Origin of the sequence: Nocardioides sp. zg-DK7169 (genome assembly GCF_013155365.1) — a bacterium.
GTDB lineage: Bacteria > Actinomycetota > Actinomycetes > Propionibacteriales > Nocardioidaceae > Nocardioides.
The window spans coordinates 16,049-34,851 of the sequence record NZ_JABJRA010000019.1 but is presented as its reverse complement, the minus strand read 5'-3'; the positions used below and the strand labels follow the sequence as shown (position 1 = coordinate 34,851).

Sequence of the window (18,803 nt, the reverse complement as noted above, 5' to 3'; positions counted from 1 at the left end):
CAGAATCATTGTCAAAGAAACCATCGACACCACCAAGGCAAAGCCAAGATCATGTCGACGGGGCATAACAAACTAATTCGTCGACTATATGACACACTGTTGAGTTCTCAAGGATCAGACACACCCGGTGATCGGCCTTGCGGCCTCTCTGTCGGGGCAACCTGCAGAAACTTACCGGATCTGAGCGAGCCGGTCAACTCGGCCTGGCCGAGCTGGTGATCCTGCTGCCGAGCGAGCCGCTCCATGGTCACCGTGGCCAGAGGCCCGGGTCTCGGAGCCGCGTGCTGCGGCGAGAAGAAACATTACACGCGGGTTGCGGACGTGCCAAACCGGGGGTCGTGGTGGCCTCAGCGAGGCTTCGCCGGGCGGTAGGCGGAGACGCTGCGCTCCCCCGCCAGCCAGAACCGCCACGGCCGCTCGGGGGCCCCGCGCAGCCCGACCCGCGGTCCGCTGCACACCTCCGGCGCGAGCCGCTCGGAGTCCGGTGGCTCCGGCAGGGTGAGCCGGATCGGCCCGGCGACGAGGTCCGTGCCGTCGTCGTCGAGGGAGATGTCCAGTGCGCGGCACAGCCGGGCGGGACCGCGCACCAGATCGCGGTCGGTGCTCCCCGGGCGGCGCTCCCGGACCAGCTCGAGGCCGTCGACCACCTCGCCGGCACGGAGCAGCACCGCGCTCGCCTCCCCCTCGGGGCCGGTGACCACGTTGCAGCACACGTGCATCCCGTAGGTGAAGTAGCAGTAGAGCCGTCCCGCCGGACCGAACATCGTGGCGTTGCGCGCGGTGCGGCCCCGGAAGGCGTGCGAGCCCGGGTCGGCGGCGCCGGCGTACGCCTCGACCTCGGTGAGGCGGATCGCGACCGGGCCGTTGCGCAGCTCGGCACCGAGCAGAAGCGGCGCGACCTGCTCGGCCGGTCCCCGGAGGACGGCGAGCAGGTCGCGACTGGTGGTCATCGGTGCGGTCGGATCAGGCGGAGAGCCGCTCGCGGTGCGCGGCGACGGCGGCGACCAGCTCGTCGAGCTGCTCGCGGACGCGCACCGGCGCGGTGCCGCCGCGTCCGGACCGGGAGGCGACCGAGCCCTCGACGGTCAGGACCTCGCGGACCCCGGGCGTGAGGTGCTCGGAGATCTCGGCGAACTGGGCGTCGGTGAGCTCGTGCAGCTCGCAGCCCAGCTCCTCGCAGCGGCGCACGCAGGCACCGGCGACCTCGTGGGCGATGCGGAACGGGACGTTCTCGCGCACCAGCCACTCCGCGATGTCGGTGGCCAGGGAGAACCCCTGCGGCGCCAGCTCGGCGAGGCGGTCCCGGTCGAAGGTGAGGGTCGCGACCATCCCGGTGAACGCCGGCAGCAGCACCTCGAGGGTGTCCACCGAGTCGAAGACCGGCTCCTTGTCCTCCTGGAGGTCCCGGTTGTAGGCGAGCGGCAGCGCCTTGAGCGTCGCCATCAGCCCGGACAGGTTGCCGATCAGCCGGCCGGCCTTGCCGCGCGCGAGCTCGGCGATGTCGGGGTTCTTCTTCTGCGGCATGATGCTCGACCCGGTCGACCAGGAGTCGTGCAGCGTCACGAAGGCGAACTCGCGCGTCGACCAGAGGATGACCTCCTCGGCGAGGCGGCTGACGTCGACACCGACCTGCGCGGCGACGAAGGCGAACTCGGCGACGAAGTCGCGCGACGCGGTGCCGTCGATGGAGTTGGCGCTCGAGCCGGAGAAGCCGAGCTCGGCGGCGACCTGGGTGGGGTCCAGCCCGAGGCTCTGGCCGGCCAGCGCGCCCGAGCCGTACGGCGAGTCCGCTGCGACGCGGGCGTCCCAGTCGGCGAGGCGGGCCACGTCGCGCAGCAGCGGCCACGCGTGGGCCATCAGGTGGTGGGCCAGCAGCACCGGCTGGGCGTGCTGGAGGTGGGTGCGACCGGGCATCACGGTCGGCACCTCGCCCAGGTGCTCGCGCGCCTGGGTGGCGAGCACGTCGACGAGGTCGAGCACCTGCCCGGCGACGACGGCCGCGTGGTCGCGCAGGAACACCTTGAACAGCGTGGCGATCTGGTCGTTGCGGCTGCGACCGGCGCGCAGCCGGCCGCCCACGTCGGGCCCGACCTCGTCGAGCAGCAGTCGCTCCAGCGCCCCGTGGACGTCCTCGTCCCCCGGGCCGGGGTGCAGCTCGCCAGCGGCGTAGCGCTCCCCCAGCACGTCGAGGCCGCGCAGCAGCTCGGCGTGGTCGGCGTCGGTGAGCAGGCCGGCGCGGTGCAGGGCGTTGGCGTGGGCGCGCGAGCCCGCCAGGTCGTACGGCGTGAGGCGCCAGTCGAAGTGGGTGGAGCGCGACAGCGCCTCCAGCTCGGGGGAGGGACCGCCGGCGAACCGGCCACCCCAGAGCTTGCCCTCGTTGGTGGTGCTCACGTCTCTCCTCTCACCACGGCGATCGCGGTGTCCATGATCTCGGGAAGGTCGGCCGAGGCGGCGGTGCCGTCGACCGCCAGGGCCTCCGGGCGCCACCAGGCCGCTCCGAGGACGTTACCGACCTCGGCCGGCTCCAGCCCGGCCAGGCTCACCTCCACGTCGCGCCGCAGGGGCAGGGCGAAGAAGGTGTTGTCGCTGAGGTACTCGGTGCCGTTCCAGGAGAACGGGTGCGTGACGCGGTGCAGCGGCGCCGACAGCGCCTCCACGGGCACCACGACCCCGGTCTCCTCGCGCAGCTCGCGCACGGCCGCCTCGGCGAGGGACTCCCCCGCGTCCACCGCGCCGCCGATCGAGACCCAGTGCAGGTCGTCGGGGCGGGCGGGGTCGCGGGCCTGCAGGAGCAGGACCTCGCCGGTGGGGCTGACGGGCAGCACCCGGGCGGCCGTGCGCGGGACGGGCATCAGTCGGTGCCGAACTCCATGGCCGCGGCCTCGAGCGCGATCTCCTCGTCGCCGGCGACCTCGGGGTTCTCCGTGATCGTCTCGGCACCGCCCGGGGGCAGCTCGCCGAAGAGGGTGCCGTTCTCGACGAGGACCTGGCCCTGGTCGAGCGGCTGGGCGGCGTACATCTCGAGCTTGGAGCGGGAGTCGGCGATGTCGAGGTTGCGCATCGTCAGCTGGCCGATCCGGTCGTGCGGGCCGAACACGGCGTTCTCGGTGCGCTCCATCGAGAGCTTCTCGGGGTGGTAGGAGAACGAGTCGCCCTCGGTGCGCACGATCGTGTAGTCCTCGCCGCGGCGCAGCCGCAGGGTGACCTCGCCGGAGACCACGGAGGCGACCCAGCGCAGCGTGGACTCGCGCAGCATCAGCGACTGCGGGTCCAGCCAGCGGCCCTCGTAGAGCAGCCGGCCCAGGCGGCGACCGCTCTGGTGGTAGTTCGCGACCGTGTCCTCGTTGTGGATCGCGTTGAGCAGGCGCTCGTACGCCGTCCACAGCAGTGCCATGCCCGGCGCCTCGTAGATGCCGCGCGACTTCGCCTCGATGATCCGGTTCTCGATCTGGTCCGACATGCCCAGGCCGTGGCGTCCGCCGATCGCGTTGGCCTCCAGCACCAGCGCCACGGCGTCGTCGTAGCGGCGCCCGTTGATGGTGACCGGGCGGCCCTGCTCGAAGCCGATCGTGACGTCCTCGGTCTCGATCTCGACGCTGGGGTCCCAGAACTTCACGCCCATGATCGGCTCGACGACCTCGAGGGAGGTGTCGAGGTGCTCGAGGATCTTGGCCTCGTGGGTGGCGCCCCAGATGTTGGCGTCGGTGGAGTAGGCCTTCTCCTGGCTGTCGCGGTAGGGCAGCCCGCGCTCGACGAGCCACTGGCTCATCTCGGTGCGCCCGCCGAGCTCGTGGACGAAGTCGGCGTCCAGCCACGGCTTGTAGATGCGCAGTGCGGGGTTGGCGAGCAGGCCGTAGCGGTAGAACCGCTCGATGTCGTTGCCCTTGAAGGTCGAGCCGTCGCCCCAGATGTCCACCCCGTCCTCGTGCATGGCGCGCACCAGCATCGTGCCGGTGACCGCCCGGCCCAGCGGGGTGGTGTTGAAGTAGGTGCGCGCACCGGAGCGGATGTGGAAGGCGCCGCACGCGATCGCGGCCAGGCCCTCCTCGACCAGCGCCGGGCGGCAGTCCACGGCACGCGCGATCTCGGCGCCGTACTCCTTGGCACGCACCGGGACGCCGTCGATGTCCGGCTCGTCGGGCTGGCCCAGGTCCGCGGTGTAGGTGCACGGGATCGCGCCCTTCTCGCGCATCCAGGCGACGGCCACCGAGGTGTCCAGGCCGCCCGAGAACGCGATGCCGACCCGCTCGCCGGTGGGGAGGGACGTCAGGACCTTGCTCACAGAGGTTCTCTTCCTGTTCGGGTGGGTGTTGCTGATGCGGTGGGGGTCGGCCGGGCGCGCCGGCCGACGAGGGTGGCCGGCGGTGCCGGCCGGGGGTGGGGCTCAGGCCTCGGGGTCGCGCTCCTCGGCGTGGGCCTCGGCCATCGCCAGGAACCGGCGGGCCAGGGCCTCGCCGCCGTCCGGCTCGCGGCCGATGACCAGCACCGTGTCGTCGCCGGCGATGGTGCCCAGGACGTCCGCGGTCTCGGCCTTGTCGAACGCCGAGGCGAGGAACTGCGCGGCGCCGGGCGGGGTGCGCAGCACCACCAGGTTGGCGCTGGACTCCGCGCTCACCAGGAGCTCGCCGCACAGGCGCGCGAGCCGCTGGCTGCCGGCCGCGGTCTCGCGAGGCGGGCGCGGGCGGCGGTCGCCGCCCTCGCCCGGTACGGCGTAGACCAGCGTGCCGGAGGAGGCGCGCACCTTGACGGCGTCGAGCTCGACCAGGTCGCGCGAGAGCGTGGCCTGGGTGACGTGGACGCCGTCGCGTGCGAGCAGGTCGGCGAGCTCGGACTGCGAGCGGACCTCGTGGCTGGACACCAGCTCGATGATGAGCTGGTGCCGCGCGGTCTTGGTCGCCGGGCGCTGCACCGAGCCGGAGCCCTCGGTCACGCCCGCTCCCCGGCGTGGCGCAGCACGAAGTCGAGCACCGCCTTCTGGGCGTGGCGGCGGTTCTCGGCCTCGTCCCACACGACGCTCTGGATGCCGTCGAGCACCTCGGCGTCGATCTCCTTGCCGCGGTAGGCCGGCAGGCAGTGCATGGCGATCGCGTCGGGCTCGGCGAGCTCGAAGAGCTCCTGGGTGACCGAGTAGGGGCCGAAGATCGCGGTGCGCGCGTCGGCCTCCTCCTCCTTGCCCATCGAGACCCAGGTGTCGGTGACCACGACGTCGGTGCCGCGGGCCGCGGCGCGCGGGTCCGGCTCCCAGGTCGCGGTGCCGCCGGTCTGCTCCCCGATCTCGCGGGCCCGGGCGAACATCTCCTCCGAGGGCGTGTAGCCCTCGGGGGCCGAGATCCGCACGTGCATGCCGGCGGTGACGCCGGCGAGCAGCCAGGAGTTGCCGATGTTGCTGGCGCCGTCGCCGAAGAAGGTCGCGGTGAGCCCGGCGAGCTCCGGCTTGTGCTCGCGCACCGTCATCAGGTCGGCGAGCAGCTGGCAGGGGTGGAACTCGTCGGTGAGCGCGTTGACCACCGGTACGCCGGCGTGGGCGGCCATCGTCTCCAGGTCGGACTGGGCGTAGGTGCGCCACACGATCGCCGAGACCTGGCGCCCGAGGATCCGGGCGACGTCCTCGACCGACTCGCGCTTGCCGATGCCGGCCAGCGCGCCGTCGATGAGCATCGGGTTGCCGCCGAGCTCGGCGATGCCGGCGCCGAAGGACGCCTGGGTGCGCAGGGTCGGCTTGTCGAAGATCATCGCGACCGTCTGCGGGCCGACCAGCGGCTTCGCGTCGTACGGCGCGTGCTTCATCGCCGCGGCGGCCTCGAGGATCTCCGCCTGCTCGGCGGGGGTGAGGTCGTCGTCGCGCAGGAAGTGCCTCATGCGCCCACCCCCGCGGAGTCGAGGATCGCCGGCCAGGCCGACACCAGCGCGTCCGCGTCCGCCTCGGAGAGGTTCAGCGGCGGCGCCAGGCGGATCCGGCCGGGCGTGGGGTTGTTGATGATGAAGCCGTGCTCGAGCGCCGCGGCGACGACGTCGGCGGAGGACTCCGACACCAGGTCCAGGCCGATCAGCAGGCCCTCGCCGCGCACCTCGGTGACCCGCGGGTCGGCGGCCAGGCCGTCGCGCAGCCGCTGGCCGAGCGCGGTGGCGTGGGCGAGCAGCTGCTCGGACTCGATCACCTCGATGACGGCCAGCGCGGCCGCGCACGCGACCGGGTTGCCGCCGAAGGTGGTGCCGTGGTTGCCGGGCTGGAGCAGGTCGCCGGCCTCGCCGAGGCCGATGCAGGCACCGATCGGGAAGCCCGCGCCCAGGCCCTTGGCGAGGGTCAGCACGTCCGGGGAGGCCCCGGCGTCGGCGCTGGCGAACCAGCGGCCGGTGCGACCCATGCCGGTCTGCACCTCGTCGAGCCACAGCAGCGCGCCGTGCTCGTGGGCGATCCGCCCGGCCTCGGCCAGGTAGCCGGGGGGCGCGACGTTGACGCCGGCCTCGCCCTGGATGGGCTCCAGCAGGACGGCCGCGGTGCGCTCGGAGACCGCCGCGCGCAGAGCGTCGGCGTCGCCGTACGGCACGAACTCCACGTCGCCGGGCAGCGGCTCGAAGGGCTCGCGGTAGGCGGCCTTCGAGGTCAGCGCGAGCGCGCCCATGGTGCGGCCGTGGAAGCCGTGCTCGGCGGCCACGACGTGGGTGCGGCCGGTGCGCCGGGACAGCTTGAAGGCCGCCTCGTTGGCCTCGGTGCCGGAGTTGGTGAAGAACACCTTCCCCGCGCCGGGCGCGACGCCGGCGAGCTCGAGCAGCCGCTCGGCCAGCTCGACCTGCGGCGGGGTGGCGAAGAAGTTGGACACGTGGCCCAGGGTCGACATCTGGCGCTGCACGGCCTCGACGACGGCCGGATGGCCGTGCCCGAGGGTGTTCACCGCGATGCCGCCGAGGAAGTCGACGTACTCGCGGCCCTGGTCGTCCCAGACGTGGGAGCCCTCGCCGCGCACCAGCACCAGCTTCGGCGGGCCGAAGGTGTTCATGAGCGCGTGCGGGTAGCGCTCGAGGTAGTCGCTCACTGGGAGTCCCTCACCTTCCGGGTCTTGGTCTCCACCCCGGGCAGCACCTGGGTGCCGACGCCCTCGTTGGTGAAGAGCTCGAGGATCACGGCGTGGGCCTCGCGCCCGTCCACCACGGTCGCACGGGGCACGCCGTTCTGCACGGCCTGCAGGCAGGCGCCCATCTTGGGCACCATGCCGCTGGCGAGGGTCGGCATGATCTTCTCGAGGTCCTCGGGGCTGATCTCGCCGATCACGTCGGTCGGGTCCGGCCAGTCGAGGTAGAGGCCCTCGACGTCGGTGAGCACCAGCAGCTTCTCGGCCTTCAGCGCGACCGCGAGCGCGGCGGCCGCGGTGTCGGCGTTGACGTTGTAGATCGTCCCGTGCTCGTCGGGGGCGACGCTGGAGACCACCGGGATGCGGCCGGCCTCGATCAGGTCGAGCACGCTCTCGGGACGCACCTTGGTGACCTCGCCGACCAGGCCGAGGTCGACCTCCTCGCCGTCCACGACGGTGCTGGCCGGTACGGCGGTGAACAGCCCGGCGTCCTCGCCGGAGCAGCCGACCGCGAGCGGCCCGTGCTCGTTGATCAGCCCGACCAGCTCACGCTGGACCTGACCGACGAGCACCATCCGCACCACGTCCATGGCCTCGGGGGTGGTCACCCGCAGCCCGCCGCGGAACTCCGACTCGATGTCGAGCTTGTCGAGCATCCGGGAGATCTGCGGGCCGCCGCCGTGCACGACCACGGGCTTGAATCCGGCGAAGCGCAGGAACGCGATGTCCTCGGCGAACGCGCGCTTGAGCACGTCGTCGGTCATGGCGTTGCCGCCGTACTTCACCACCACGATCTTGCCGTGGTAGCGCTTCAGCCACGGCAGGGCGCCCGCGAGGGTGCGGGCCTTGGCCTGGTCGGGCTTGCTGGTGTCGAAGGTGCTCGGGTCGTCGACGCTGGAGTCGTTGCTCATGAGGAGTACGCGCTGTTCTCGTGGACGTAGGCATGGGTCAGGTCGTTGGTCCAGACGGTCGCCCGCTCGGAGCCGGACTTCAGGTCGATCGTCACGGTGACGTCGCGCCCGGTGAGGTCGATCTCGCTGGGGTCGGTGTGCGGCGTGGAGCTGCGGCACACCCAGACGCCGTTCATCGCGACGTCGAGGTCGGCGGGGTCGAAGGCGGCCTTCGTGGTGCCGACGCTCGCGAGCACCCGGCCCCAGTTCGGGTCGTTGCCGAAGACCGCGGCCTTGAACAGGTTGCTGCGGGCAACGCTGCGCCCGACCTCGACGGCGTCGTCCTCGGTGGCCGCGTTGATCGTGGTGATCGCGATCTCGTGGTCGGCGCCCTCGGCGTCCTTGAGCAGCTGCATCGCCAGGTCGGTGCAGGCCTGGGTGAGCGCCTCGGTGAAGTCCGCGAGCGTCGGGGTGATGCCGCTGGCGCCGCTGGCCATCACGGTCACGGTGTCGTTGGTGGACATGCAGCCGTCGGAGTCGAGCCGGTCGAAGCTGACCCGGGTCGCCGCGCGCAGCGCGGTGTCGAGGTCGTCGGCCGAGACGACCGCGTCGGTGGTGATGACGACCAGCATCGTGGCCAGCGCCGGCGCGAGCATGCCCGCGCCCTTGGCCATGCCGCCGATCGACCAGCCCGCGCCCTCGACGAGGACCTGCTTGCTGACCGAGTCGGTGGTCATGATCGCCTCGGCGGCGTCGCTGCCGCCGTCGGTCGCGAGCGCGCCGTACGCCGCGTCGACGCCGTCGAGCAGCGCCTGGCGGGGGTTGGCCAGGCCGATCAGGCCGGTCGAGCAGACCACGACGTCGATCGCGCCGATGCCGAGACGCTCGGCGACCTGCTCGGCGACCGCGTGGGTCGTCTGGAAGCCCTCGGGCCCGGTGTAGCAGTTCGCGCCGCCGGAGTTGAGGATCACCGCGCGCACGACGCCGTCCTTGACGACCTCCTGGCTCCACAGCACCGGGTTGGCCAGGCAACGGTTGGTGGTGAACACGGTCGCGGAGTCGTGGCGGGGACCGTCGTTGACCACGAGGGCCATGTCCTTGCCGCCACTGGTCTTGAGGCCGGCGCTCACGCCGGCAGCCCGGAAGCCCCGGGGACTGGTGATGCTCACTTGTTCTTCTTCTGCTTCCTGGACGGCGAGGCCTGCTTGGGCTTGCTCGTCCGGCTCGGCTTGACGGGGACGGCGAGGACGACGCTGTGCCCTCGTCGTCGCCATGCCTCGGCGGCGCGCTCCGCCTCCGTCGCAGGGATCAGGATCCAGTCGGTCTCGTAGGTCGACAGCGTGAAGACCGGGATCTCCGCGTCCGCCAGGGGCGTCAGCAGCTCGACCAGCACGCCCACGAGGGTCGGGTCGAGGGTGCCCTGCACGGCGAAGGCGGTCAGGCCGCGGATCGCCGGGACCTTGGTCGGCACGTTGCGCCCGGCGCAGACCAGCGAGGTCTCGCGCGCGGTGGCGGTGATCGAGAGGATCGAGGAGGACTCCGTCCACTCCGGGATCTCCGCGCCGGGAGGCAGGTGGACGACGGCGAGCTTCTCGGGGAACTGCTCCAGGGAGAAGGTCCGCGAGGCCTGCTCGGCGGTGCCGTCGGTGCTCTCGGGGCTGTCGGGGTTCTCGGTACTCATGGGGCGACTCCCACACTGGTCAGGCCCAGGCCCTCGTCGAGGCCGAGCGCGAGGTTCATGCACTGTACGGCGGCGCCGCCGGTCCCCTTGGCGAGGTTGTCGATCGCGCCGACCGCGACCACCCGGCCGGCGGTCTCGTCGACGGCGACCTGGAGGTGCACGGCGTTCGAGCCGAGCACCGACTGGGTCTGGGGCCATTGGCCGTCGGGGAGCACGCGCACGAACGGCTCGTCGGCGTAGGCCTTCTCGTAGGCCTCCCGGACCGCGGTGGCGCTGACGCCCGCGGCGAGCGGCGCCGAGCAGGTGGCCAGGATGCCGCGCGACATCGGCACCAGCAGCGGGGTGAAGCTGACCCGGACGTTGGCGTCGGTGAGCTGGGAGAGGTTCTGGGTGATCTCGGGGGTGTGGCGGTGGCTGCCGCCCACGCCGTACGCGCTGGCGTTGCCCATCACCTCGCTGCCGAGCAGGTGGGTCTTGGCGGCCTTGCCCGCGCCGCTCGTCCCGGACGCCGCGACGACCACGACGTCGGGGACGACCAGCCCGGCGGCCACCGCGGGCGCGAGGGTCAGCGTGGAGATCGTCGGGTAGCAGCCCGGGACCGCGATCCGCGTGGCGCCGGCGAGCTGCTCGCGCTGGCCGGGGAGCTCGGGCAGGCCGTAGGGCCAGGTGCCGGCGTGCTCGCCGCCGTAGAAGCGCTCCCACTCCCCGGAGTCGCGCAGCCGGAAGTCCGCACCGCAGTCGATGACGACCGTGTCCGGGCTCTGCTCGGCCAGCGCGGCGGCGATCGCCCCGGACTGCCCGTGCGGCAGGCCCAGGAAGACCACGTCGTGGCCGGCGAGCACCTCGACCTCGGTCGGCTGGAGCACCCGGTCCGCCAGCGGCACGAGGTGCGGCTGGAGCGATCCCAGCAGCTCACCCGCGTTGGACCCGGCGGTCAGGGCGCCGATCTGGACCTGTGGGTGCGCGAGCAGGAGGCGAAGGACCTCTCCCCCGGCGTACCCGCTGGCTCCGGCGACGGCGACGGTATGCGTCATGTGCATGACAATACATCCCCTTGCATGAACATGTGTAACCGGGGTCATTCCCGGTAGCGGACATCGGCGCAGTCCCCCTAGCGTCGAGACATGCCGACGCCAACCGCGCCACGGGTCGAGTACCCGACGTTCCTGGCCGCCATCCGCAGCGAGTCCGCGCGCTTCGGTGAGGTGCTCGCCACGTGCGACCCGGCCGCGCGGGTCCCGGCCTGTCCGGAGTGGGACGCCGCTGACCTGCTGTGGCACCTCACCGGGGTCCAGCGGTTCTGGGCCGGGATCGTCTCCTCGCGCCCCGCACCACCGGACCCGGACGCGCCCGAGCTCGCGCGCCCCACGTCGTACGACGGACTGCTGGAGGCGTTCGCCGAGCACTCCGCCGCCCTCGTCGACGCGCTCGCCGCCGCCGATCCCGGTGAGCCCGCATGGCACTGGGCGCCGACGCAGACCGTCGGCACGTCGTACCGACGCCAGGCCCACGAGGCGCTGATCCACCGCCTCGACGCCGAGCAGACCGCGGGAGCCGTGACGCCACCGGACCCCGAGCTCGCCGCCGACGGCGTGCTCGAGGCGCTGGACGTGATGTACGGCGGCGACGCGCCGGCCTGGGGCGCGATCGACCCGGGGCCGCACCTCGTGCGCGTCGACCTGACCGACCTCGGCGACGCGATCTGGACCCGCCCCGGGACGTTCCGCGGCACCGACCCCGAGTCCGGGCACGTCTACGACGGCCCGCACCTCCAGGTCGTCGCCGACCCCGACACCTCCCCCGACGCCGTCCTCAGCGGCACCGCCGCCGATCTGGACGCCTGGCTGTGGCACCGCCGCGACGACTCCGTCGTGCGGGTCGCCGGCGACCCGGCCGCCTACGCCGCGCTGCGCGCCGCGATCGATCAGTCGCTGGACTGAGGCGACCGGCCGGCGCGGGGCGCCGGACGGGTGAAGGACCGCAGGTCGCGCGCCGCGCCGCCGGTCGAGCTTGTCGGACCCCTTGGGGGAGACACCTCTTGTCATCGAACACATGTTCGAGCAGAATGAGGCATGGCCGACTCGGAGCTCCCCGACTGCGACACCCCAGCCACCGTGCTGGCCTTCGCACAGTCCCGCCGGGCTGCGGCCCAGCGGGCGGAGATCGACGTCCTTGAGGCCGCTCTGGTGTGGGCGTCGATGCACCCCGAAGAGTCGGTCGCCGACGCGGCGCCGACGAGCGGGCTGGTGTTCGGCGAGGTCGCCGTCCCGCTCACCGGTGAAGGGACGCCGCTGGTGGCGGAGTTCGCGCCGATCGAGTTCGGCGCCGCACTGGGCATGTCCACCGACTCCGCCCGGTCGCTGGTCGGTGACGCGCTCGAGCTGGCCCACCGCCTCAAGCGGACCTGGAAGCTGGTCCACGCCGGCAAAGTGCCGCTCTCGAAGGCCCGGCGCCTCGCACAGCTGACCACCACCCTGCCGCTCGACGGCGCCGAGTTCGTCGACCGCCAGCTCGCCGGCTTCGTCGGGAAGATCGGCTGGGCGGGGATCGAGCGGCTCGTCGACCAGGCCCGCGTCGCGTTCGACCCCGAGGGCGCGGAGAAGCAGCGCCGCGAAGCCGCCGACGGACGACGCTTCGACGTGCACACCCGCGGGGCCAGCCACGACGGCATCGTCCACGTCGAAGGTGTCCTCGACCTGGCCGACGCCATCGACCTCGACGCCGCCGTCCGCCAGGGCGCTGAGGAGCTCTCCGCACTCGGCAGCACCGAGTCCCTCGACGTACGCCGCTCGATGGCCGCCGGTGAGCTCGCCCGCCGCCAGCTCGCCTTCGACCTGCGCGCCGAGGCCGGTGACGCTGGCGATGGTGCGGCCTCGGCGGTGAAGCCGCGGCAGGTCGTCATCCACGTGCACCTCTCCCACGCCGCGATCAGCCGTGACGAGGCCGGCATCGCACACGTCGAGGAGACCCGGTCCATCGTGTCGACCGACCAGGTGCGCCAGTGGTGCGGCACCGACACACAGGTCGTGATCAAGCCGGTGATCGACCTCGAGGCCCACCACCACACCGAGGCCTACGCGATCCCCGACCGGCTCACCGAGCAGACCCGTCTGACCCAGCCGGTCTGCGCGTTCCCGTGGTGCGAACGCCCGGCCCGGCGCTGCGACACCGACCACGTCCTCGCCCACGGGTCAGGCGGATCGACCTGCTCCTGCAACCTCGCACCGCTCTGCCGCCGACATCACCGAGCCAAGACCCACACCGCCCGGACCTACGACAAGACCGACGCCGCGACGTACCTCTGGCGATCGCCCCACGGCCTCCACCTGGTCAAGGACCGCGCCACCACCCGGCTCGTCACCGCACACCCGCCCGACGCGTAGGAGAGCTCCGCCCGCTCATAGACGCTCAGCACCCGCCGGCACCCTGCCGGCGGGGCAGACCGCTGCCCGGCGTCTCCCGGGTCTCGACAAGCCAGACCAACGGCCGCCGCTCGACCTCCCGGACCCGCAAACGACAGACGGACGCCGCCCTCGTCGGGCGGCGTCCGTCTGTCGATGGGTCGATCAGCGCTGGGTGGCGCCGAGGCGGTCGGCGGCTGCGGCGACGGCCGCGTCGCGGGCCGAGGAGGTCTCCTCGTCGGTCAGCGTGCGGTCGGGTGCGCGGAAGCGCAGGGCGAACGCGAGGGACTTGTGGCCCTCACCGACCTGCTCGCCGGTGTAGACGTCGAAGAGCCGGATCGACTCCAGCAGCTCGCCCGCACCCTCACGCAGGGCGGCCTCCACCTGGGCGGCGGGGACGTCGGCGTCGACGATCAGGGCGACGTCCTCCTTGGCGACCGGGAAGCTGGAGAGCTCCGGGCCGCGGACCGTGGCCGGAGCCGCGGCGATGAGGGCGTCGAGGTCGATCTCCACGGCTGCCGCGCGGGCCGGCAGCCCGAAGGCCTGGCAGACCTTGGGGTGCAGCTCGCCCGCGTGGCCGATGACCTGGCCGGCCACGCTGACCTGCGCGCAGCGACCCGGGTGCCACGGCGCCCGCTCGGTGTTGGTGAGCTCGACGTCGACGGAGAGCTCCGCGGCGAGGCGGCGGACCAGCTCCACGGCGTCGGCCCAGGCCACCGGCCGGCCGCCGCCCCACCATCCGGAGCGCTCGCGCTCACCGGCGAGGACCGCGCCGAGGTGGTTCGGCTGGTGCGGCAGCGCCGCGAACAGCGTCTCCAGCTCGGCGTCGCTCGGACGCGCCTCGACGCCGTAGATCGGTGCGGGACCGTGCTCGGAGGGGAAGGCCACCGCGCCGGTCTCGAACAGCGCGACCCCGGAGGCACCGCGTCCCAGGTTGCGCGCGGCCGCCTTGATCAGCCCGGGCAGCAGCGTCGTGGTGAACGACGGCTCCTCCGCGGACATCGGGTTGGCCAGGTGCACCGTGCGGCGCAGCGGGTCGTCGGCGTCGAGGCCGAGCGCGTCGAAGGTCGCCTCCCCGATGAACGGGAAGCTGACGACCTCCACGCAGCCGGCGCCGGCGAGGGTGCGTCCGACCCGGCGGCGCAGCCGCTGCGCGCGGGTCAGACCGCGGCCGGCAGGCGGCGTCGGCAGGACCGAGGGCACCTCGTTGTAGCCGACGATGCGCGCCACCTCCTCGACCAGGTCGAAGGGGTCGTTGAGGTCCGGGCGCCACGGCGCCGGGGTGGCCAGGACGACCGTGTCCTCCTTGACCAGGTCGCAGCCGACCGCCTCGAGGTGCGCGAGCGTGACGTCGGCCGGCACGTCGGCGCCCATCACCTTCGCGGGCAGGTCGTAGGACATGGTGATCGGCGCACGGGCCGGCGCCTGGCCGACCACGGTGACGCCCGGCTCCGCCGTCGCCCCGCCGTACGTCGTGAGCAGCTCGACGACGCGGTCGGCGGCGGCCTCGCAGATCGTCGGGTCCACGCCACGCTCGTTGCGCTTGCCGGCCTCGGAGGAGATCTTGTGGCGCTTGCCGGTGCGGAACATCGAGCGTGCGTCCCAGTGGGCCGACTCGATGAGCACCCGGGTGGTGGTCGCGGACATCTCGGTGGTCTCGCCGCCCATGACACCGCCGAGGCCGATGATGCCCGAGTCGTCGGTGACGACGAGGTCCTCGCTGCTCAGCACCCGGTCGGTGCCGTCGAGGGTCCGCAGCTTCTCGCCCTCCGTGGCGCGGCGCACCCGCACGGTGCCCTGGAGCTTGTCCAGGTCGTAGCCGTGGATCGGGCGGCCGAGCTCGAGCATCACGTAGTTGGTGACGTCGACGGCCAGGGAGATCGGCCGCATGCCCGACTGCACCAGGCGCTGCGCCATCCACCCGGGGGTGGGCGCGGTCGGATCGAAGCCGGTGACGGTGCGGGCGACGAAGACCGGGCAGCCCTCGGGGTCGTCGATCTCGACCGGGTGGCCGGCCGGGGCCTTCGAGGGCAGGTCGCGCAGCGCGGGATCGCGGAACGGCGCGTCGAAGGCCAGCGCGGCCTCGCGGGCGATGCCGCGCAGCGACAGCGCGTAGGCGCGGTCGGGGTTGATCTCGAACTCGATGACCTCCTCGTCGAGGCCGAGCAGCCCGAAGGCGCTCTCCCCCGGCTCGGCCAGGCCCTCGGGCAGCACGATGATGCCGTCCTCGCCGGAGCCGAACGGGTCCTCGCCCAGGCCGAGCTCGGTGGCGGAGCAGATCATGCCGGCCGACAGGTGGCCGTAGGTCTTGCGCGCGGAGATCGCGAAGTCGCCCGGGAGCACCGCTCCGGGCAGCACGACGACCACGAGGTCGCCGGGGCCGAAGTTGTGGGCACCGCACACGATGCCCTGCGGCTCGCCGGACCCGTTGGCGGCACCGACGTCGACGGTGCACCAGTTGATGACCTTGCCGTTCTTCTGGGGCTCCTTCTCCTGGGTGAGCACCCGTCCGACCACCAGCGGGCCGGTGATCGCGTCACCCGCGCGCTCGATGGCCTCGAGCTTGAGCCCGAGGTCGGTGAGCCGCTCGGTGAGCCGCTCGGTGGTGACGTCGGCCGGGAGGTCGACGTACTCCTTGATCCAGGACGCTGCCGCCTTCATCAGATCTCCGTACCGAAAGCCGAGGTGAAGCGGACGTCGCCCTCGAAGAGCGCGCGCAGGTCCGCGATGCCGTGTCGCACCATCAGGGTGCGGTCGATGCCCATGCCGAACGCGAACCCGGTGTAGCGCTCCGGGTCCACGCCGCAGGCGGTGAGCACGCGCGGGTTGACCACGCCGCAGCCGCCCCACTCGATCCAGGCCTCGCCGCGGCAGGTGCGGCAGGTGGCGCCGTCGAGCTCACCGGTGCCGCGGCACACGAAGCAGACCAGGTCGACCTCGGCCGACGGCTCGGTGAAGGGGAAGTACGACGGGCGGAACCGGGTGCGGATGCCCTCGCCGAACATCGCGGCGGCGAAGTGGTCCAGGGTGCCGCGCAGGTGGGCCATGGTGATGCCCTCGTCGATGGCGAGGCCCTCGACCTGGTGGAACATCGGGCTGTGCGTGGCGTCGTACTCGTCGGTGCGGAAGACCCGCCCCGGGCAGACGACGTAGATCGGGGGCTTGCGGGTCAGCATGGTGCGCGCCTGCACCGGGGAGGTCTGGGTGCGCAGCACGATGCCGTTGTCGGCCGGGGCGGTCCAGAAGGTGTCCTGCATCGTGCGCGCCGGGTGGTCCGGGCCCAGGTTGAGGGCGTCGAAGTTGAGCCACTCGGCCTCGATGACCGGGCCCTCGGCGACCTCCCAGCCCATCGAGACGAAGATGTCGGCGATCAGCTCCGCGCCGGTCGTCAGCGGGTGCCGCGCGCCGGCGGGCCGACGGTCGGTCGGCAGGGTGACGTCGACGGTCTCCTCCACCAGCATCCGGGCCTCGTGCTCGGCCTCGAGCACGCCCTGGCGCTCGGCGAGCGCCTTGTTGACGGCCCCGCGGGCCTGGCCGATGCGCTGGCCGGCCTCCTTGCGGGCCTGCGGCGGCAGCGCACCGATCTCCCGGTTCGCGAGCGCCAGCGGCGAGCGGTCGCCGGTGTGGTCGATGCGCACCTGCTTGAGCTCGTCGAGGTCGCCCGCGGCCGCGATCGCGGCGATCGCCGCGTCCCGTGAGGCCTCGACCTCCTCGGGTTTCAAGGGGGTGACCTCGACGGGGTCGTAATCGGTGTTCGGTCCCGACATGACTGCCTTTCCAGCTCTGGTGCGCACGCGGCGCGTGCAACCCGGCAAGTCTAGGAACCCCCGCGGCACGCGCGCGAACCGGTTCACCCGCGGGACTGCGGTACGCCGCTCAGCCCGGGTCGAGCGGACCCGGCCAGGTGACCACGACCCGCGCGCCCCCACCCTCCGCGTCGCCGATCTCGACCGTGCCGCCGTGGGCGCGCACCAGTCCGTGCACGATGTAGAGCCCCAGGCCGGACCCGCCGCTGGGCCCGTTGCGCCAGAACTTCGTGAACGCCCGGCTGCGCAGCTCGGCCGGGATGCCGTCGCCGTCGTCCTCGATGCTCATCACCACGCCGGGCACTCCCCCGCCGGGCTCGCCCGGCTGGGCGGCCAGCACGACCCGGACCAGTCCCGACCCGTGGTGCACGCCGTTCTCGACGAGGTTGGTGAGGACCTGGACGAACTTGTCCGGGTCGGCCCCGATCGGGGGCAGGTCGGGGGCGACGGTGAGCTCGATGTGGCGCGACGTGCCGACGCCCACCGAGTCCACGACCCGCCGGGCGAGCAGCCCCGCGTCGCACGGGCGCCGGTACAGCTGCAGGCGCCCGGTGTCGATGCGGGCGACGTCGAGGAGCTCGGCGATCAGCCGGCCCAACCGGTCCGCGTCGACGCTGACGGTGGTCAGCATCAGCCGCTTCTGCTCGTCGTTGAGCTTGTCCCAGCGGTTCAGCAGCGCCTGGACGAAGCCCTTCACCCCGGTGAGCGGCGAGCGGAGCTCGTGGGCGACGGTCGCGACCAGGTCCGAGCGCTCCCGGTCCAGCCGCGCCCGGCCGCGCCCGGAGCGCAGGCTGACCACGACCCGGGAGATCGGCTCGCGCAGCGACGGGCGGTGGATGCGGGCGGTGACCAGCACCTCCGTGCCGTCGGGCAGCAACCAGGACTGCTCCGGCACGCCGGTGCGCATCGGCAGCCCGTCGTAGGGGCGGTTGCACTCACACCAGCGGTTCCCCTGCTGGTCGCGCAGCGCGAGCACCTCGGAGAGCTGCCGCCCGCAGGCCGTGGCCGGGTCGGTGCCGAGCATCGCGGCCGCGGAGGCCGACACCAGCTCCACGCGTGCGTCCGGGCCGGCGACCAGCACCGCGTCGGGCAGCAGGTCCGCCAGCTCCTGGGCCGAGGTCGGTGCGCTCATCGCGCCACCCTACGGTGCGGACCGGCCGCGGGCGGGGCTCAGCGCGTGGAGCCAGGGCGGTGGGCGCGCGCGGAGGCGTAGAGGCAGACTGCCGCGGCGGTGGCGAGGTTGAGGCTCTCGGCGCCCCCGAGCAGCGGGATCCGCACCCGGTGGTCGGCGAGGGCGGCGAGCTCGTCGGGCAGGCCCCACGCCTCGTTGCCGAACAGCCACGCCGTCGGCCCGGCGAGCAGCTCGTCGGCCTCGAAGAGCTCCACCTCGCCCGCGCCGTCGGCGGCGAGGACCACGAGCCCCGCGGCCTGCGCCGCGCGGACCGCGGTGGCCGGGTCCGGCTCGATCGCGACCGGGAGGTGGAAGAGGCTGCCGACGCTCGCGCGGACCGCCTTGGCGTTGTACGGGTCCACCGAGCTGCCGGCCAGCACCACCGCGTCGCCGCCGGCGGCGTCGGTGGTGCGGACGACGTTGCCCGCGTTGCCGGGGTCGCGCACGTCGGCGCAGATCGAGACCAGCCGGGGTGCGCGGTCCAGCAGGTGCGCGAGCGGACGGTCGAGGTGGCGGCAGACCGCCACGACGCCGGCCGGGGTGACCGAGTCGCTCAGCGAGGCGAGCGCCCGGTCCTCGACCAGCGTCCAGGGGACCTCGGCCGCCTCGGCCGCGGTGGCCAGGGCAGCGTGCTGCTCGGTGGCGGCGACGGTGGCGAAGACCTCCGTGACGCAGCCGGTGACCCCGAGCGCGCCCTCGACGGCCTTCGGGCCGTCGGCAAGGAACAGCCGCCGCTCGGATCGCTCCGAGCGGCGGCTGAGCTTGCGTGCAAGCTTGACGCGGG

General features: G+C 73.0%; 17 protein-coding genes. 2 read left to right on the top strand and 15 right to left on the bottom strand.

Annotated features, from left to right (window positions below; all coding sequences use genetic code 11):
- Positions 1 to 347 precede the first annotated feature (347 nt).
- From HOQ23_RS20235 to argC, 11 genes are all read right to left on the bottom strand, one after another.
- Entirely contained in the window at positions 348 to 950 is a 603-nt protein-coding gene (locus HOQ23_RS20235; RefSeq protein ID WP_172217400.1) for a DNA-3-methyladenine glycosylase, read from the bottom strand.
- Between the two features lie 13 nt (positions 951 to 963).
- Positions 964 to 2,391, bottom strand: a complete 1,428-nt coding sequence (gene argH / locus HOQ23_RS20230) for an argininosuccinate lyase (protein WP_172217398.1) — start codon at positions 2,389 to 2,391, stop codon at positions 964 to 966.
- Complete coding sequence (locus HOQ23_RS20225) at positions 2,388 to 2,852, bottom strand: NUDIX hydrolase (protein WP_172217396.1); 465 nt, start codon at positions 2,850 to 2,852, stop codon at positions 2,388 to 2,390. The genes argH and HOQ23_RS20225 overlap by 4 nt, the downstream gene beginning before the upstream one ends.
- Entirely contained in the window at positions 2,852 to 4,282 is a 1,431-nt protein-coding gene (gene argG / locus HOQ23_RS20220) for an argininosuccinate synthase (protein WP_172217394.1), read from the bottom strand. Before argG ends, HOQ23_RS20225 begins: the two co-directional genes overlap by 1 nt.
- Before the next feature lie 102 nt (positions 4,283 to 4,384).
- Complete coding sequence (locus HOQ23_RS20215; protein WP_172217392.1) at positions 4,385 to 4,930, bottom strand: arginine repressor; 546 nt, start codon at positions 4,928 to 4,930, stop codon at positions 4,385 to 4,387.
- Positions 4,927 to 5,859: an ornithine carbamoyltransferase gene (argF, locus tag HOQ23_RS20210; protein ID WP_172217389.1), complete on the bottom strand. Its 933-nt coding sequence runs from the start codon at positions 5,857 to 5,859 to the stop codon at positions 4,927 to 4,929. Before argF ends, HOQ23_RS20215 begins: the two co-directional genes overlap by 4 nt.
- Positions 5,856 to 7,034 (bottom strand): acetylornithine transaminase, encoded by a 1,179-nt coding sequence (locus HOQ23_RS20205; RefSeq protein WP_172217387.1) that lies wholly within the window; start codon positions 7,032 to 7,034, stop codon positions 5,856 to 5,858. The genes argF and HOQ23_RS20205 overlap by 4 nt, the downstream gene beginning before the upstream one ends.
- A complete protein-coding gene (argB, locus tag HOQ23_RS20200; RefSeq protein ID WP_172217385.1) occupies positions 7,031 to 7,981 on the bottom strand; it encodes an acetylglutamate kinase in 951 nt (316 codons plus the stop codon). The genes HOQ23_RS20205 and argB overlap by 4 nt, the downstream gene beginning before the upstream one ends.
- Positions 7,978 to 9,129 carry a bifunctional glutamate N-acetyltransferase/amino-acid acetyltransferase ArgJ gene (argJ, locus tag HOQ23_RS20195; protein WP_172217383.1) on the bottom strand — a complete coding sequence of 384 codons (1,152 nt, stop codon included), beginning with the start codon at positions 9,127 to 9,129 and terminating at the stop codon, positions 7,978 to 7,980. Before argJ ends, argB begins: the two co-directional genes overlap by 4 nt.
- The gene (locus HOQ23_RS20190) at positions 9,126 to 9,641 is read right to left on the bottom strand and encodes an ACT domain-containing protein (RefSeq protein ID WP_172217381.1); all 516 of its coding nucleotides are present in this window, start codon (positions 9,639 to 9,641) and stop codon (positions 9,126 to 9,128) included. The genes argJ and HOQ23_RS20190 overlap by 4 nt, the downstream gene beginning before the upstream one ends.
- The gene (gene argC / locus HOQ23_RS20185) at positions 9,638 to 10,675 is read right to left on the bottom strand and encodes an N-acetyl-gamma-glutamyl-phosphate reductase (RefSeq protein WP_172217379.1); all 1,038 of its coding nucleotides are present in this window, start codon (positions 10,673 to 10,675) and stop codon (positions 9,638 to 9,640) included. Before argC ends, HOQ23_RS20190 begins: the two co-directional genes overlap by 4 nt.
- A 90-nt stretch (positions 10,676 to 10,765) precedes the next feature.
- On the opposite strand from argC, the gene HOQ23_RS20180 reads away from it, so the two are divergent.
- Complete coding sequence (locus HOQ23_RS20180; protein WP_172217377.1) at positions 10,766 to 11,581, top strand: maleylpyruvate isomerase family mycothiol-dependent enzyme; 816 nt, start codon at positions 10,766 to 10,768, stop codon at positions 11,579 to 11,581.
- Positions 11,582 to 11,713: 132 nt separating this feature from the next.
- Positions 11,714 to 13,024, top strand: coding sequence for an HNH endonuclease signature motif containing protein (locus HOQ23_RS20175; RefSeq protein ID WP_172217375.1), 1,311 nt, complete (start codon positions 11,714 to 11,716; stop codon positions 13,022 to 13,024).
- 183 nt (positions 13,025 to 13,207) lie between these two features.
- On the opposite strand, the gene pheT is transcribed toward HOQ23_RS20175, so the two are convergent.
- From pheT to HOQ23_RS20155, 4 genes are all read right to left on the bottom strand, one after another.
- Positions 13,208 to 15,703, bottom strand: coding sequence for a phenylalanine--tRNA ligase subunit beta (gene pheT / locus HOQ23_RS20170; protein ID WP_172217373.1), 2,496 nt, complete (start codon positions 15,701 to 15,703; stop codon positions 13,208 to 13,210).
- Positions 15,703 to 16,809, bottom strand: a complete 1,107-nt coding sequence (gene pheS, locus HOQ23_RS20165; RefSeq protein ID WP_172217371.1) for a phenylalanine--tRNA ligase subunit alpha — start codon at positions 16,807 to 16,809, stop codon at positions 15,703 to 15,705. Before pheS ends, pheT begins: the two co-directional genes overlap by 1 nt.
- Positions 16,810 to 16,918: 109 nt before the next feature.
- Complete coding sequence (locus HOQ23_RS20160) at positions 16,919 to 17,980, bottom strand: ATP-binding protein (protein WP_172217369.1); 1,062 nt, start codon at positions 17,978 to 17,980, stop codon at positions 16,919 to 16,921.
- A gap of 38 nt (positions 17,981 to 18,018) precedes the next feature.
- Positions 18,019 to 18,747: an RNA methyltransferase gene (locus tag HOQ23_RS20155; protein WP_253945739.1), complete on the bottom strand. Its 729-nt coding sequence runs from the start codon at positions 18,745 to 18,747 to the stop codon at positions 18,019 to 18,021.
- Positions 18,748 to 18,803 lie beyond the last annotated feature (56 nt).

Excerpts from the sequence above, each read along its gene's own strand:
- HOQ23_RS20235 (WP_172217400.1), bottom strand. The coding sequence starts at position 950 with ATGACCACCAGTCGCGACCTGCTCGCCGTCCTCCGGGGACCGGCCGAG.
- HOQ23_RS20225 (WP_172217396.1), bottom strand. The coding sequence starts at position 2,852 with ATGCCCGTCCCGCGCACGGCCGCCCGGGTGCTGCCCGTCAGCCCCACC.
- argF (WP_172217389.1), bottom strand. The coding sequence starts at position 5,859 with ATGAGGCACTTCCTGCGCGACGACGACCTCACCCCCGCCGAGCAGGCG.
- argB (WP_172217385.1), bottom strand. The coding sequence starts at position 7,981 with ATGAGCAACGACTCCAGCGTCGACGACCCGAGCACCTTCGACACCAGC.
- HOQ23_RS20190 (WP_172217381.1), bottom strand. The coding sequence starts at position 9,641 with ATGAGTACCGAGAACCCCGACAGCCCCGAGAGCACCGACGGCACCGCC.
- argC (WP_172217379.1), bottom strand. The coding sequence starts at position 10,675 with ATGACGCATACCGTCGCCGTCGCCGGAGCCAGCGGGTACGCCGGGGGA.
- HOQ23_RS20180 (WP_172217377.1), top strand. The coding sequence starts at position 10,766 with ATGCCGACGCCAACCGCGCCACGGGTCGAGTACCCGACGTTCCTGGCC.
- HOQ23_RS20175 (WP_172217375.1), top strand. The coding sequence starts at position 11,714 with ATGGCCGACTCGGAGCTCCCCGACTGCGACACCCCAGCCACCGTGCTG.
- pheT (WP_172217373.1), bottom strand. The coding sequence starts at position 15,703 with ATGAAGGCGGCAGCGTCCTGGATCAAGGAGTACGTCGACCTCCCGGCC.
- pheS (WP_172217371.1), bottom strand. The coding sequence starts at position 16,809 with ATGTCGGGACCGAACACCGATTACGACCCCGTCGAGGTCACCCCCTTG.
- HOQ23_RS20160 (WP_172217369.1), bottom strand. The coding sequence starts at position 17,980 with ATGAGCGCACCGACCTCGGCCCAGGAGCTGGCGGACCTGCTGCCCGAC.